13 protein-coding genes are annotated in these 15,291 nt (G+C 61.3%); 9 read left to right on the top strand and 4 right to left on the bottom strand.

Annotation, left to right across the window (positions count from 1 at the left end):
- Positions 1-2: 2 nt before the first annotated feature.
- Entirely contained in the window at positions 3-1,217 is a 1,215-nt protein-coding gene (gene pncB, locus BMX59_RS10605) for a nicotinate phosphoribosyltransferase (protein WP_065900159.1), read from the bottom strand.
- 221 nt (positions 1,218-1,438) lie between these two features.
- Positions 1,439-2,329, bottom strand: coding sequence for a LysR family transcriptional regulator (locus BMX59_RS10600; protein ID WP_071491656.1), 891 nt, complete (start codon positions 2,327-2,329; stop codon positions 1,439-1,441).
- A gap of 153 nt (positions 2,330-2,482) precedes the next feature.
- On the opposite strand from BMX59_RS10600, the gene BMX59_RS10595 reads away from it, so the two are divergent.
- The 9 genes from BMX59_RS10595 to BMX59_RS10555 all read left to right on the top strand — a co-directional run bounded on the left by BMX59_RS10595 (position 2,483) and on the right by BMX59_RS10555 (position 13,466).
- Entirely contained in the window at positions 2,483-3,973 is a 1,491-nt protein-coding gene (locus tag BMX59_RS10595) for an L-piperidine-6-carboxylate dehydrogenase (protein ID WP_058423442.1), read from the top strand.
- Positions 3,974-4,068: 95 nt separating this feature from the next.
- Positions 4,069-5,352, top strand: a complete 1,284-nt coding sequence (locus BMX59_RS10590) for an L-pipecolate oxidase (protein WP_092246640.1) — start codon at positions 4,069-4,071, stop codon at positions 5,350-5,352.
- Positions 5,353-5,726: 374 nt separating this feature from the next.
- Positions 5,727-6,863: a branched-chain amino acid ABC transporter substrate-binding protein gene (locus BMX59_RS10585; RefSeq protein WP_025999776.1), complete on the top strand. Its 1,137-nt coding sequence runs from the start codon at positions 5,727-5,729 to the stop codon at positions 6,861-6,863.
- A gap of 138 nt (positions 6,864-7,001) precedes the next feature.
- Positions 7,002-7,916 (top strand): ABC transporter permease subunit, encoded by a 915-nt coding sequence (locus tag BMX59_RS10580; RefSeq protein ID WP_058423439.1) that lies wholly within the window; start codon positions 7,002-7,004, stop codon positions 7,914-7,916.
- A 2-nt stretch (positions 7,917-7,918) separates the two neighbouring features.
- Positions 7,919-9,196, top strand: coding sequence for a high-affinity branched-chain amino acid ABC transporter permease LivM (livM, locus tag BMX59_RS10575; RefSeq protein ID WP_093121271.1), 1,278 nt, complete (start codon positions 7,919-7,921; stop codon positions 9,194-9,196).
- Positions 9,193-10,068, top strand: a complete 876-nt coding sequence (locus BMX59_RS10570) for an ABC transporter ATP-binding protein (RefSeq protein WP_071491652.1) — start codon at positions 9,193-9,195, stop codon at positions 10,066-10,068. Before livM ends, BMX59_RS10570 begins: the two co-directional genes overlap by 4 nt.
- Positions 10,065-10,781 carry an ABC transporter ATP-binding protein gene (locus BMX59_RS10565; RefSeq protein WP_071491651.1) on the top strand — a complete coding sequence of 239 codons (717 nt, stop codon included), beginning with the start codon at positions 10,065-10,067 and terminating at the stop codon, positions 10,779-10,781. The genes BMX59_RS10570 and BMX59_RS10565 overlap by 4 nt, the downstream gene beginning before the upstream one ends.
- A gap of 802 nt (positions 10,782-11,583) precedes the next feature.
- The gene (locus BMX59_RS10560) at positions 11,584-12,348 is read left to right on the top strand and encodes an SDR family oxidoreductase (RefSeq protein WP_058423435.1); all 765 of its coding nucleotides are present in this window, start codon (positions 11,584-11,586) and stop codon (positions 12,346-12,348) included.
- Between the two features lie 212 nt (positions 12,349-12,560).
- Positions 12,561-13,466 carry a cation diffusion facilitator family transporter gene (locus tag BMX59_RS10555; protein ID WP_071491650.1) on the top strand — a complete coding sequence of 302 codons (906 nt, stop codon included), beginning with the start codon at positions 12,561-12,563 and terminating at the stop codon, positions 13,464-13,466.
- On the opposite strand, the gene BMX59_RS10550 is transcribed toward BMX59_RS10555, so the two are convergent.
- The gene (locus BMX59_RS10550; protein WP_093121270.1) at positions 13,438-14,556 is read right to left on the bottom strand and encodes an AGE family epimerase/isomerase; all 1,119 of its coding nucleotides are present in this window, start codon (positions 14,554-14,556) and stop codon (positions 13,438-13,440) included. The genes BMX59_RS10555 and BMX59_RS10550 overlap by 29 nt on opposite strands.
- Before the next feature lie 147 nt (positions 14,557-14,703).
- A complete protein-coding gene (locus tag BMX59_RS10545) occupies positions 14,704-15,276 on the bottom strand; it encodes a HupE/UreJ family protein (RefSeq protein ID WP_093121269.1) in 573 nt (190 codons plus the stop codon).
- Positions 15,277-15,291 lie beyond the last annotated feature (15 nt).

Raw genomic sequence — 15,291 nt, 5'->3', positions numbered from 1 at the left:
ATTCACTCCTTGCTGGATAGGGCAGGTACTTTGAAAACGTGACGCAAATAGGCGACGAAATTCGGGTCGGTGCAGTGGGTCTTGCCCGCTTCATCGGAGATCTTCGCGACGGGCTGGCCATTGCAGGCGGTCATTTTAAGCACGATGCTCATCGGCTCGACACCCGGGATGTCGCAGGTCAGGTTGGTGCCGATGCCAAAGCTCACATTGATCCGACCACGCAGTGCGCGGAATATTTCCAGGGCCTTGGGCAGTGACAGACTGTCGGAGAACACCAGGGTCTTGCTCATCGGCTCGATGCCGAGCTTGTGGTAGTGGGCGATGGCTTTTTCCGCCCACTGCACCGGGTCGCCGGAGTCGTGGCGCAGGCCGTCGAACAGCTTGGCGAAGTACAAGTCGAAGTCGCCGAGGAACGCGTCGGTGGTGATGCAGTCGGTCAGGGCGATGCCCAGCAGGCCACGGTATTCGCGGACCCAGCAGTCCAGCGCGGCGATCTGGCTGTCGATCAGGCGTGGGCCGAGTTGCTGGTGGGCCATGATCCATTCGTGGGCCATGGTGCCTAGCGGCTTCATATCGAATTCGCGGGCCAGGTGCACGTTGCTGGTGCCGACAAAGCGCCCGGGGAAGTCATGCTTGAGCACACTGACCACTTCTTCCTGCACCCGGTACGAGAAGCGCCGGCGCGTGCCGAAGTCGGCCACTTGCAGCTCGGACAGCTCGTCGCTGCTGGCGTTGGCGGTCAGCCAGTCGAACTTGCGGTACAACTGCTCGCGGGCCTGTTCTAGGATCACCGTCTGGTAGCGGTAGCGGTTACGCACTTCGCTGACGATAGCCAGCATCGGCACTTCAAACAGAATCACATGCAGCCACGGCCCGCGCAGGCGGATGAACAGCTCACCGTTCTCGATGCCGGTCTGCACGTAGCGCAGGTTGAAGCGGAACAGCCCGAGAAAGCGCAAAAAATCCGGCTTCATGAAGCTGATGCGCTCCAGGAAACCCAGTTGGTCGGGGCTCAGGCTCAGCTCGGCAAGACGTTCGATCTGGTAGCGGATCTCGGCCAGGTACGGGCGCAGGTCTTCGCTGTTACGGCAACGGAACTCCCATTCAACTTCCACGTTGGGGTAGTTGTGCAGCACCGCCTGCATCATGGTCAGCTTGTAGAAGTCGGTGTCGAGCAAGTTCTGCACGATGCGATCGGCAAACACACTCTCGCTCATAACGGGAATCTCCAGACGGGACGGCGATGGGCGCCGACCTTTACGCACAATTAAGGAAGGGGGCTAGTGGCGCATAGACCTGTGGGGTTTTGCCAGTGTTTTTTTCAGTGGGACCACTGGCCTCATCGGGGGCAAGCCCCCTCCCACACTTGGAATGCGTTTCAGATGTGGGAGGGGCGGCGCGACGATTCGACTTGCCCTCGATGGCGGTATTCCAGGCACTAAATGACCTGCTCCATCATCCACTTCACAAAATCACGCACCTTGGGCACCTCTGCTGAATGCTCCGGGTAGGCCAGGTAATACGCGTCCTGGCTCGGCATCGCATGCTGCCAGGGGATCACCAGCTTGCCGTCGGCCAGTTCCTCTTCCACCAGGAAGCGCGGCAGCAAGGCCACGCCGCAGCCCACCTGCGCCGCCCGAATGCACATATAGAAGGTGTCAAAGCGCGGCCCATGGTAGCTGTGTTCGGTCTGGTAACCCTGGCTGGCGAACCAGTCATGCCAGCCCTGGGGCCGCGAGGCGTTTTGCAGCAGGACCAGGCCGCTCAGTTGCGTGGGGTCGCTCAAAGGCTGCGCCGGCAGGCTTTCCGGCGCACACACCGGTACCAGCTCTTCGCTGAACAATTTCAGGCTCTCGGTACCGGGGCGTGAGCCCTGGCCGAAGTAGAAGGCCATGTCGGCCTTGCCTTGCAGCAGTTCGTCCGGCTCCTGCTCGTTGCACAGGTCCAGGTGGATCTGCGGGTGACGCAGGCGCCAACCCTTGAGGCGCGGCACCAGCCAGCGCGCGCCGAAGGTGTAGGGCGTGGACACGCGCAATACTTCGGTCTCGCCGCCGTAGGAGCGCAGGTAGTGGGTGGACATCTCCACCTGGGTGAGGATCTTGCGCACTTCCACCAGGTACAGGTCGCCTGCCGGAGTCATCTGCAAACGGCGGCGCACCCGGCGAAACAGCAGGTGTTGCAACAGTTCTTCCAACTGCGCCACTTGTTTGCTCACGGCGCTCTGGGTGAGGTTCAGCTCCTCGGCGGCGCGGGTAAAGCTCAGGTGGCGGGTGGCGGCTTCGAAGCACTGCAGGGCAGTGATCGAGGGCAAATGTCTTTTATTCAGCACGGCACGCCTCTTTTTATTCTTTGCATGAATAAACGGAATGATATCTCGCCTAATCGTCGTTTGTTGGCAAGTCTTGGGCCAGCTACAAATAAGGCCTGGATCGCCGTGTGTGTGACGGTGCGAATTTTCTGTTTGAAATTTAAGGAGTGACCCATGGTAGCCGCATTGCTTGATCGTCTCGGGGTAAACCCGGCGTTGTACCAGTCGGGTAAACAACCTGTGCATTCGCCGATCGATGGCAGCCGTATCGGCAGTGTGCACTGGGAGGGCGCCGCCGAGGTGGAGCAGCAGGTCAGTCGCGCCGAGCATGCATTCGAGGCCTGGCGCAAAGTACCGGCGCCGCGCCGTGGCGAACTGGTGCGCCAATTTGGCGATGTGTTGCGCGAATACAAGGCCGACCTGGGCGAGCTGGTGTCCTGGGAAGCTGGCAAGATCACCCAGGAAGGCCTGGGCGAAGTGCAGGAAATGATCGACATTTGCGACTTCGCCGTCGGCCTGTCGCGCCAGTTGTACGGCTTGACCATCGCCTCCGAGCGTCCGGGCCACCACATGCGTGAAACCTGGCACCCGCTGGGTGTGGTCGGCGTGATCAGTGCCTTCAACTTCCCGGTGGCGGTGTGGGCGTGGAACACCGCCCTGGCGCTGGTGTGCGGCAACGCGGTGATCTGGAAACCCTCGGAAAAGACCCCGCTCACCGCCCTGGCCTGCCAGGCACTGTTCGAGCGCGTGCTGAAAAAATTCGATGGTGCCCCGCAGTACCTGAGCCAAGTAATCATCGGTGGCCGTGACGCCGGTGCCGCGCTGGTGGACGACCCGCGTGTCGCCCTGATCAGCGCCACCGGCAGCACGCGCATGGGCCGCGAAGTGGCACCGAAAGTCGCCGCGCGCTTCGCCCGCAGCATCCTGGAACTTGGCGGCAACAACGCGATGATCCTCGGCCCGAGCGCCGACCTGGACATGGCCGTGCGCGCCATCCTGTTCAGCGCTGTTGGTACCGCCGGTCAGCGTTGCACCACACTGCGCCGCCTGATCGCCCATGAATCGGTCAAGGAAGAAATCGTCACTCGCCTCAAGGCGGCTTATTCCAAGGTGCGCATCGGCCACCCGCTGGAAGGCAACCTGATCGGCCCGCTGATCGACAAGCACGGCTTCGACGCTATGCAGGACGCGCTGGAGCAGGCCCTGAGCGAAGGCGGCAAGGTGTTTGGCGGCAAGCGCCAGTTGGAAGACAAGTTCCCGAATGCCTACTACGTGTCACCGGCGATAGTGGAAATGCCCGAGCAAAGCGATGTGGTGTGCACCGAGACCTTCGCGCCGATTCTCTACGTGGTCGGCTACACCGACTTCGCCGAGGCCCTGCGCCTGAATAACGCCGTGCCGCAAGGCTTGTCGTCGTGCATCTTCACCACTGACGTGCGTGAAGCCGAGCAGTTCATGTCGGCGGTGGGCAGCGACTGCGGCATCGCCAACGTCAACATCGGCCCGAGCGGCGCGGAAATCGGCGGCGCGTTCGGTGGCGAGAAAGAGACCGGCGGCGGGCGCGAATCCGGGTCGGACGCGTGGCGCGGGTACATGCGTCGCCAGACCAATACCGTGAACTACTCGCTGGAGTTGCCGCTGGCACAGGGCATCACGTTTGACTGATCCTGCTGGCCGGAATGGGATCAACATGTGGGAGGGGGCAAGCCCACTCCTACATTGACCGAGCTGTTTGTTAGGTTTCATCACGGAGTCTGGCAATGCCATTACGCGAAACATGTTTGTGGGAACACCTCACCCCCAGCCGGCCGGATCGCGCTGGGCTCAACGGCGAGGTCAAGGTGGATGTGTGCGTGATCGGCGCCGGTATTACCGGTCTGTCGGCGGCCATTCATTTGCTGGAACAGGGTAAAAGCGTGGCCGTGCTGGAGGCGCATCGCACTGGCCATGGCGGTTCGGGGCGCAACGTGGGGCTGGTCAACGCCGGGTTGTGGATCCCGCCGGACGAGATCGAAGCCGGTTTCGGCGAGGCGGTGGGCAGCCAGCTCAACCGCATGCTGGGCGCGGCACCCTCGCTGGTGTTCAGCCTGATCGACAAATACAACATCGATTGCCAATTGCGCCGTGAAGGCACCTTGCACATGGCGCACAACGCCCGTGGCGAGGCGGACCTGCGCAGTCGTGAAGAACAATGGAAGCGTCGTGGCGCACCAGTGGAACTGCTCACCGGCCAGGCCTGCGAGCAGGCTACCGGTACCAAAAAGATTGCCGCCGCCTTGCTGGACCGGCGTGCCGGCACCCTGAACCCGATGGCTTACACCAGCGGCCTTGCCAATGCTGCCGTCGGGCTGGGCGGGCAGTTGTTCGATCATTCACCGGTTACTCAACTTGAGCGCCAAGGTGCGCACTGGTCGGTGCAGACCGCCCAGGGCTCAGTGCAGGCTGCACAGGTGGTCATCGCCTCCAACGCCTACACAGAAGGCGAATGGACCGAGCTGCGGCGCAACTTTTTCCCCGGTTACTACTACCAGGTCGCATCAGCCCCGCTGACAGACGAAGCCGCCCAACAGATTTTGCCCGGCGGCCAAGGCTCCTGGGATACGCGCCAGGTGCTGAGCAGCATCCGCCGCGACGCTGACGGTCGCTTGCTACTCGGCAGCCTGGGCAACGGCAACCAGAAACCTACCTGGTTCCTCAAGGCGTGGGCTGATCGGGTGCAGCAGCATTACTTCCCGTACCTCAAATCGGTGCAGTGGGAGTACACCTGGACCGGCTGCATCGCCTTCACCCCGGACCACTTGATGCGCCTGTTCGAGCCCGCTCCGGGCCTTGTGGCAGTAACGGGCTATAACGGTCGTGGCGTGACCACCGGCAGCGTGGTCGGCAAGGCGTTTGCCGACTACTTGTGTCACCAGAATCCCCAGGCTTTACCGATTCCCTTCGCGCCCATGCAACCGCTGTCCGGGGTAGGGCTGCGTAGCTGTCTGTATGAAGCAGGATTTTCGCTGTATCACGCCGGCCAATGCCTCAGGATCGTGATCTGATCAGCGAAATACCGCTCAAAAGCCTGCATTTTCTTAGCAGGCTACTAATCTGTATTGGTGCAAGTCGTAGCAATCACGCACTGTAAATGTGCAGTTCCGTTACGCAGGTTGTTACAGCTGTAGGAACTGTCGTTTATAGCTCTGGTTGCAGGTGCGACCCGTCGAGGTTGTACTTTTTCGGTCCATCGGTTGCACCTCTGGGCGCTAGAGGGTTGCACGTCCTGGCGAACGGAGCCGAAACGCCTGCAATAACAATGACACCGTGTCTTTTTGAAGAATAAAAACCTAATGGCACGCGCTTTGCTCTGGGCTTTCAGTGAAAAGTTTGAACGCAAGTTGTCGTGCCAAAAATCAAAAATATCGGAGCACCACTCATGTCCCAGACGTTTTACAAGAAAGGTTTTCTGGCCCTCGCCGTTGCAGCGGCGCTGGGTGTTTCTACGTTTGTTCAAGCTGATGTGAAGATTGGCGTGGCGGGCCCGATGACGGGTGCCAACGCGGCTTTTGGTGAGCAGTACATGAAGGGTGCCCAGGCGGCAGCCGATGTGATCAACAAGGCCGGTGGCATCAACGGCGAGAAAATCGTGCTGGTGGCTGGCGACGACGCTTGCGAACCCAAGCAAGCCGTGGCCGTGGCCAACCGCCTGGCGGACCAGGACAAGGTGATCGGCGTGGTCGGCCACTTCTGTTCCTCCAACACCATCCCGGCGTCCGAGGTGTACGACGAAGCGGGCATCATCGCAATCACCCCTGGCTCCACCAACCCACAGGTGACTGAACGCGGCCTGGGCGCCATGTTCCGTATGTGCGGGCGTGACGACCAGCAAGGCATCGTGGCCGGCGACTACATCGTCGATGTGCTCAAGGGCAAGAAGGTCGCGGTCATCAACGACAAGGACACCTACGGCAAAGGCCTGGCCGACGCCACCGCTGCCCAGTTGACCAAGCGCGGCGTCAAGCCGGTGCTGGAAGAAGGCCTGACCCGTGGCGAGAAAGACTTCAGCGCCCTGGTCACCAAGATCCGCTCCACCGGTGCCGACGTCGTGTACTTCGGCGGCCTGCACCCGGAAGCCGGCCCATTGGTTCGCCAGATCCGTGAAGCGGGTCTGAAAGACGTGAAGTTCATGTCCGATGACGGCGTGGTCACCGACGAACTGGTTGCTACCGCGGGCGGTAAGCAATATGTCGACGGCGTGTACATGACCTTCGGCGCCGACCCGCGCCTGCTGCCGGACAGCAAGGCCGTAGTGGAAGAGTTCCGCAAAAACGGCACCGAGCCCGAAGGCTACACCCTGTACGCCTACGCGTCGGTCCAGGCCCTGGCCGCCGGCTTCAACGGCGCCAAGTCCAACAAGGGCGAAGACGCCGCCAAGTGGCTCAAGGCTCACCCGGTGAAAACCGTCATGGGCGAAAAAGCCTGGGACTCCAAGGGCGACCTGAAAATCTCCGACTACGTGGTTTACCAGTGGGATAAAGACGGCAAATACCACCAGCTGGAAAAACAGAAGTAATCCAGAACACCACAGCTCCAATGTGGGGGGGGCTTGCCCCCTCCCACAGGAGATCGTGTTGTTATCAATATCTGTCTTTTCCTCCAGAAGCGCCGCGCACCTCCCGGTGTGCAGGTGCTCACCGCGTGAGATTGCGTTATGGATGGTATTTTCCTGCAGCAACTGGTCAACGGCCTGACCCTCGGGTCGGTCTATGGCCTGATCGCCATCGGCTACACAATGGTCTATGGCATCATTGGCATGATCAACTTCGCCCACGGCGAGGTTTATATGATTTCCGCTTACCTCGCGGCGATCAGTCTGGCACTGCTGGCTTACTTCGGCATCGAATCCTTCCCGCTGCTCATTCTCGGCACCTTGATCTTCACCGTGGTCGTCACTGGCGTGTACGGTTGGGTCATCGAGCGTGTCGCCTACAAACCGCTGCGCAACTCCACCCGACTGGCACCGCTGATCAGCGCCATCGGCATCTCCCTGATCCTGCAGAACTATGCGCAGATCGCTCAGGGCGCCAAGCAACAAGGCATTCCCACCCTGCTGGCAGGCGCCTGGCGCGTCGATTTCGGCACAGGGTTCGTCCAGCTCACCTACACCAAGGTCTTCATCCTCGTGGCGGCGTTCGCCGGCATGGCGTTGCTCACCTATGTGATCAAGTACACCAAGCTCGGCCGCATGTGCCGCGCCACCCAGCAAGACCGCAAGATGGCGTCGATCCTCGGCATCAACACCGACCGGGTGATCTCCTACGTGTTCGTCATCGGCGCCGCCATGGCGGCATTGGCCGGCGTGCTCATCACCCTCAACTACGGCACCTTCGACTTCTATGCCGGCTTCATCATCGGCATCAAGGCGTTCACCGCGGCGGTACTCGGCGGCATCGGCTCCCTGCCTGGGGCGATGCTGGGCGGGATCATCCTCGGCATCTCCGAGTCGCTGTTCTCGGGGTTGATCAACTCTGACTACAAAGACGTGTTCAGTTTCTCCCTGCTGGTGGTGATTCTGATTTTCCGTCCCCAGGGCCTGCTTGGTCGCCCACTCGTGGCGAAGGTGTAAACATGTCTGCTGCCAAATCAATCGATATCAAGAAAAGTGTGGTCGATACGATCCTTGCCGGGCTGATTTCGCTGATCGTGTTCGGTCCGATCGTCGGCGTGGTACTCGACGGCTACAGCTTCAACCTGGAACCGGCCCGCGTGGGCCTGCTGGTGGCCATCGTGATGGTCGGCCGCTTTGCCATGAGCCTGTTCCTGCAAACCCCCAAGGGCCTGAAGATCCTGCAGGGCTTCGAGAGCAGTGGTTCCGGGGTGCACGTGCTGCCACCGGACTACAAATCGCGGCTGCGCTGGATCATCCCGGCGCTGATCGTGATCGCCATCGTGTTCCCGATCTTCGCCAACAAGTACCTGTTGACCGTGGTGATCCTCGGGCTGATCTACGTGTTGCTGGGCCTCGGCCTCAATATCGTGGTGGGCCTGGCCGGCCTGCTCGACCTGGGTTACGTGGCGTTCTACGCCATCGGCGCCTATGGCCTGGCATTGGGTTATCAATACCTCGGCCTGGGCTTCTGGACCGTGCTGCCACTGGCGGCCATCGCCGCGGCGTTGGCGGGGTGCATACTCGGGTTCCCGGTGTTGCGAATGCACGGTGACTATTTGGCCATCGTGACCCTGGGCTTCGGTGAAATCATCCGGTTGGTGCTCAATAACTGGCTGTCGTTTACCGGCGGCCCGAATGGCATGCCGGTGCCGTCGCCGACCTTCCTCGGCCTCGAGTTCGGCAAGCGCGCGAAGGATGGCGGGGTTCCCTTCCATGAGTTCTTCGGCATCGACTACAACCCCAACATCAAATTCCTGTTCATCTACATCGTGCTGTTCCTGGTGGTGCTGGCCGTGCTGTACATCAAGCACCGCCTGACCCGCATGCCGGTCGGCCGCGCCTGGGAAGCCCTGCGCGAAGATGAAATCGCCTGCCGTTCCATGGGCCTGAACCATGTGCTGGTCAAGCTCTCGGCGTTCACTATCGGTGCATCGACGGCCGGTTTGGCCGGGGTGTTCTTTGCCAGCTACCAAGGCTTCGTCAACCCGTCGTCGTTCACCTTCTTCGAGTCGGCGCTGATCCTGGCCATCGTGGTGTTGGGAGGCATGGGGTCGACGGTGGGCGTGGTGATCGCGGCCTTTGTATTGACCGTTGCACCTGAGTTGCTGCGCAGCTTCTCCGAATACCGCGTGCTGCTGTTTGGCGTGTTGATGGTGGTGATGATGATCTGGCGACCGCGAGGCCTGATCCGCATCAGCCGTACCGGTGTGACACCACGCAAGGGGGTAGCGCCATGAGCAAGGAAGTCGTGCTCTGCGTGGAGCATTTGATGATGCACTTCGGTGGCATCAAGGCCTTGAGCGATGTGAGCCTCAAGGTCGAACGCAATTCGATCTTCGCCCTGATCGGGCCCAACGGCGCCGGCAAGACCACGGTGTTCAACTGCCTCACCGGTTTCTACAAGGCCAGCGGCGGCAAGATCGAACTGAACATACGTGGCAAGCAGACCAATGTGATCCAGTTGCTCGGCGAACGGTTCCAGCCGACCGACTTCGTGTCACCGAAAAGCTTCCTCAGTCGCCTGTACTACAAGATGTTCGGCGGAACGCATCTGGTGAACCGTGCGGGTCTGGCGCGGACGTTCCAGAACATCCGCCTGTTCAAGGAAATGTCGGTACTGGAAAACCTGCTGGTGGCCCAGCACATGTGGGTCAACCGCAATATGCTGGCAGGTATCCTCAACACCAAGGGCTACCGCAAGGCTGAAAGCGACGCCCTCGACCACGCCTTCTACTGGCTGGAAGTGGTGGACCTGGTGGACTGCGCCAACCGCCTGGCCGGTGAACTCTCCTACGGCCAGCAGCGCCGCCTGGAAATCGCCCGCGCCATGTGCACCCGGCCGCAGATCATCTGCCTGGACGAACCCGCTGCGGGCCTCAACCCCCAGGAAACCGAAGCCCTCAGCGCGATGATTCGCCTGTTGCGCGACGAACACGACCTCACGGTGGTGCTGATCGAACACGACATGGGCATGGTGATGAGTATTTCCGACCACATCGTGGTGCTGGACCACGGCAACGTGATCGCCGAGGGCGGGCCGGACGCGATCCGCAACGACCCGAAAGTGATTGCCGCCTACCTGGGTGCTGACGAAGAGGAGCTGGTATGAGTGCACCTATCCTCGAAATGAAGGACCTGGACGTGTATTACGGCCCGATCCAGGCCCTGAAGAAAGTCTCGCTGCACATCAACGAAGGCGAAACCGTCAGCCTGATCGGCTCCAACGGCGCGGGCAAGTCCACGCTGCTGATGTCGATCTTCGGCCAGCCACGGGCCGAGTCGGGACAGATCCTCTACAACGGCGTCGACATTACCCACAAGTCGTCCCACTACATCGCCTCCAACGGCATTGCGCAGTCGCCGGAAGGGCGGCGGGTGTTCCCCGACATGACCGTCGAGGAAAACCTGCTGATGGGCACCATCCCGATTGGCGACAAGTATGCCTTTGATGACATGCAGCGCATGTTCGAGCTGTTCCCACGGCTCAAGGAACGGCGTACCCAGCGTGCCATGACCATGTCCGGTGGCGAGCAGCAGATGCTCGCCATTGCCCGGGCACTGATGAGCCGTCCGAAGTTGTTGCTGCTGGACGAGCCGAGCCTGGGCCTGGCGCCGATCGTGGTGAAGCAGATCTTCTCGACCCTGCGCGAGCTGGCGGCCACCGGGATGACCATCTTCCTGGTGGAGCAGAACGCCAACCATGCACTGCGCTTGTCGGACCGGGCGTATGTGATGGTCAATGGCGAGATCCGCCTGACCGGCACTGGCAAGGAATTGCTGGTGAACGAGGAAGTGCGCAACGCCTACCTCGGCGGTCACTGATCTAAATAACGACGCGGTCCCCCTGTGGGAGGGGGCTTGCCCCCGATAGCGGTGGATCAGCAGTACATCTGTCGACTGACATACCGCCATCGGGGGCAAGCCCCCTCCCACATTAAGCAGATCCACATGTTTTTTTGTGGTGTGAAGAGGGTTGCCACCAAATTGTGGAAAACAAATCCAGCCCCCCTCCAAAGCGCGACATATAGCCGCCGCAAATCCCTGTTTTGTCACAGTTTTGACTTGTCCCCATTCGCTGTGGAACCGGCTGTGGGTAACGTGGGAGTAGCTGGCTGAAAGCCAACAAACACGCGGCCTGTAGCGCGGTGATTGTTTTTTGATCAGCGGGTTTTTGAGGGCCGCCCGAGCCCGTTGTCAACCTGTTTAAAGACACAGGTATATGACTGGAATATGTCCCGGCAGCCTGTGGATAAGTCTGTGACTAAACTCTGGAAAGACCGCCGCAGAGGCCGGAATGACTGGCCTGGAGCCATCGTTCTGGTTTGCCGTTCGTGAAAGGGCCTACATACGCACCGGCCAAGGTCAAGCAAAAAACTTTCTAAAAGCGCCTGGAACCCTTGTGTATAGAGGCCTGAGGCATTTTGCACTTGCCCCCAAAGACTGTGGGCGCAGTTGTGGATAACCTGCGCGCATATGGCTGTAAGCCACGGCCTGTAAGGCTTTGCGTTCAGTGGTTAAAAAGTGATCAGGCATGTGTCAACTTGTGTGCCCAGTAGTTGCCGCCATCGCGGCGTACGGGCATTCTGCTGGCTGTTTTTTTCCCGATGCCCGCAAGGAGAACACCATGTCCGACACGCTGTTTATTACTGGCGCAACCTCAGGTTTCGGCGAAGCCTGTGCTCGTCGTTTTGCCGAAGCCGGCTGGAAACTGGTGCTCACCGGCCGTCGCGCCGACCGCCTGAATGCGTTGGTCGAAGAGCTTTCCAAGCAGACCGAAGTGCATGGCCTGGTCGTGGACGTGCGTGACCGCAAGGGCATGGAAGACGCCATCGCCAACCTGCCGCCGTCGTTTGCCACGCTGCGCGGGCTGATCAACAACGCTGGCCTGGCCGTGGGCACCGACCCAGCGCCCAAGTGCAATCTCGACGATTGGGAAACCATGGTCGACACCAACATCAAGGGCCTGCTCACCACCACCAGCCTGCTGCTGCCGCGCCTGATCGCCCATGGCCGTGGTGCGGGCATCATCAACCTCGGCTCCATCGCCGGCAGCTACCCGTACCCGGGCAGCCATGTGTACGGCGGCTCCAAGGCGTTCGTGAAGCAGTTCTCGCTGAACCTGCGTTGCGACCTGCAAGGTACCGGCGTGCGCGTGACCAACATCGAGCCGGGCTTGTGCGAGAGCGAGTTCTCGCTGGTGCGCTTTGGCGGCGACCAGGCGCGGTATGACGCGACCTACGCGGGCGCCGAGCCGATCCAGCCGCAGGACATTGCTGACACGATTTTCTGGGTGATGAACACACCGGCGCATGTGAACATCAACCGCCTGGAGCTGATGCCGGTGAGCCAGACCTGGGCGGGGTTTGCGATTGAGCGTGGGGCCAAGTAAGGCTTAAAAACGAGTCGCTGCCATCGGGGGCAAGCCCCCTCCCACACTTGACCGAGTTTCAGCATGTGAATGCGGTCGAAGGTGGGAGGGGCGGTGCGACGATTCGACTTGCCCCCGATAGCGTCAGATCGGCCAAAACAGGCCATAAGGTACACTCACCTCCTGAAAACCCCTCCGCACTCTGCGGATTCAAGGTTTTGACGGGAGGCAATGTGAGTAACCGAGGTGAGCAGGCACTGCTCAAACAATCGACCATCCTGATGTTCGCCGTAGCGATCGCCGGGATTGTCACGGGTGTGGTATCCGGCGCCCAGTCCATTCTGTTCGACGGCTTTTTCTCGCTGATCGCCACCGCCATCAAGGTGTTGATGCTGATCACGGCCAAGCTGATCGCCAAGAAAAGCAACGAGCGTTTCCAGTTCGGCTACTGGCACCTGGAGCCCATGGTGCTGCTGATCGAAGGCAGCTTCCTGTTGCTGATCGCCATCTACGCGTTCCTCAACGGTGTGTTCGGCATTATCAATGGCGGGCGTGAGATCGAGCTGGGGCTGGTGATCATCTATGCGGCGGTGTTTACCGTCGTCGAGTTCGCCTATTTTTTCTACGTGCGCTACCGCAATCGAACGCTGAAATCATCGCTGATCCAGTTCGACAACATCAGTTGGCTGGTGGACGCGATGCTCTCGGTGGGCCTGCTGATCAGCTTTCTGGCGGCCCTGTTGCTCAAGTCCCAGGGCTATGGCGAGTGGGCGGTGTATGTCGACCCGTTGATCCTGATCCTGCTGGCCCTGAGCATGCTGGCGCCGGCGTTCAAGATTTTGCGCCCGGCGTTGCGCGAGGTGCTGGGGATTGCGCCGGACCACCTGGACGACAAGGTGCGCGAGGTCATGGACGCGGCCCGGGCCAAACATGGTTTCGATGACTACGTGTCCTACGTGCAAAAGCATGGGCGCGCACGGTTTATAGAGATTCATGTGGTGTTGCCGGCGGATTACCCGGTGGATAACGTCGCGACCCTGGACGGGCTGCGCGAAGAGATATCCACAGGGCTTGGCACGCCGGATGCGGCGCGCTGGCTGACGATCAGCTTTACCGGAGATCGCAAGTGGATTGCATAAGGCCCTGGTAACAGGTCGCCAGGTGGTACGGCGTGGTCGACGGCATATCCCGTCGGCTCACCGCGCCCTGGGCATCCAGGCATTCATGCCAGCCTTTTGCATGCAGGAAGTGTTGTTGCAGCGCCAGCAACTGGCGCTGCAACCGCGCTTCGCTGTCCGGTCGCAAGGTCAGTGCCCGCAGGTACTCGGCCTGGGCCCAGATGCGTTGGGTGCCGTCGCGCACCGTGCCATCCAACGCCAACATGCCGCTGACGGCGCCGCTCGCGTTATCCACACCCTTTTCTTCGGCGTAGGCAAACGCCCGTGTCAGGGAGGCGTGCAACGGCGTACCGCGCAGTAACTCAGACGACTCCAGCAAGAAAAACCATTCGAACTGGTGCCCCGGCTCAAACCAGTTATCCACAGCACCCAGCGGTTTTTCCATCATCACGCCGTGGTGGCGGTCGATGAAGCGTTGCTGCAGGGCGTTGGCCAGGTCCAGCAGCGCGTCTTGGGTGATGGCATCTTCGCGCACGGCCAGCGTGGCGAGGAAGCCTTCGGCGAGGTGCATCAACGGGTTTTGCAGGGGGCCGGACTTGAGGGACGCCCAATTGCGCTCCAGCACCGCTTCGTACAGGCCGTCGCCTGTGGAAAACCGTTCGGCGGCCACGGCCAGGGCGGCATTGAGCACCGATTCCACCAGCGGCTCGCGCACCTTGGCCCAGTAATGGGCGCAGGCGAAGATGATGAAGGCGTGGGTGTACAGGTCTTTGCGCTTGTCCAGCGGTCGGCCGGCGGGGTCGATGCTGTAGAACCAGCCGCCGTGTTCGGCGTCGTGGAAGTGCCGTTGCAGCGAGCGGAACAACGCCGCCGCACGTTCTTCGGCAAAGGCCGCGCCGGGCTCGCCGATCAGGCTGGCGAACAGGTACAACTGCCGGGCGCAGGCCATGGCGCGGTAGCGTTGCGGGGGTAATGGCCGGTGGTCGGCGTCCAGTGCCTCATACGGCAATGCCAGTTCGGCATTCCAGCCCGGGCCTTGCCAGAGCGGCACGATCAGGCTGTGGAAGTGCGTGAGCACGGTGTTCAAGGAGGGTTGGGAAGCGCTGGGCATTGGCTGGCGTCGTCACGGCAGGGGTGTAGGCGCGCATGGTAGCAGGCTTGGGTTCCGTGGTGTCTGGTCTAGCGCTATCGGGGCAGGCCCCCTCCCCAAAGGTGGGAGGGGGCTTGCCCCCGATGAGGCCGTCAAATACGCCGCAAATCAGCCTGCCAACAACCAGACCCCGATCGCCGCCGAAGCCGCCCCGGCAACCCGTACCAGCGGCGCCGCCGCAGCCGGCAGCAAGCGCACCACAGCGTAACCGGCAGCATGCAGCACCGCCGTTGCACCGACAAAACCAGCCGCATACGCCCAGGGGCTGGACATGTCCGGCAGCTCCAAGCCATGGGCCACGCCATGGAACAGCGCGAACAAGGCTGTCGCCCCGACCGCCACGAACAGCGGCGGACGCACCGCCAGCGCGACCGCCAGACCCAGGGCCAGCACCGACGCGGCAATCCCGCTTTCCAGCGCCGGCAACTCCAGGCCTTCAAAACCCAGCACGCCGCCAATCAGCATGGTGCCCACGAAAGTGCACGGCAGTGCCCAGCGCGCGGCGCCTTTTTGTTGGGCGGCCCACAAGCCGACGGCGACCATGGCCAATAAGTGATCGATTCCGCTCAGGGGATGGCTGATGCCGGCCACCAGGCCGTTGTCGCCGTGGCCCGGGTGGGCGAAGGCCAGGGCAGGGGCCAGCAGCAGGGCGGCGGCGGTCAGCAGTTTCTTGAGGTTCATGGACAGGTTCCTTAT

Origin of the sequence: Pseudomonas sp. NFR09 (genome assembly GCF_900111535.1) — a bacterium.
GTDB lineage: Bacteria > Pseudomonadota > Gammaproteobacteria > Pseudomonadales > Pseudomonadaceae > Aquipseudomonas > Aquipseudomonas extremorientalis.
This window is presented reverse-complemented; position numbering and strand designations above follow the sequence as displayed.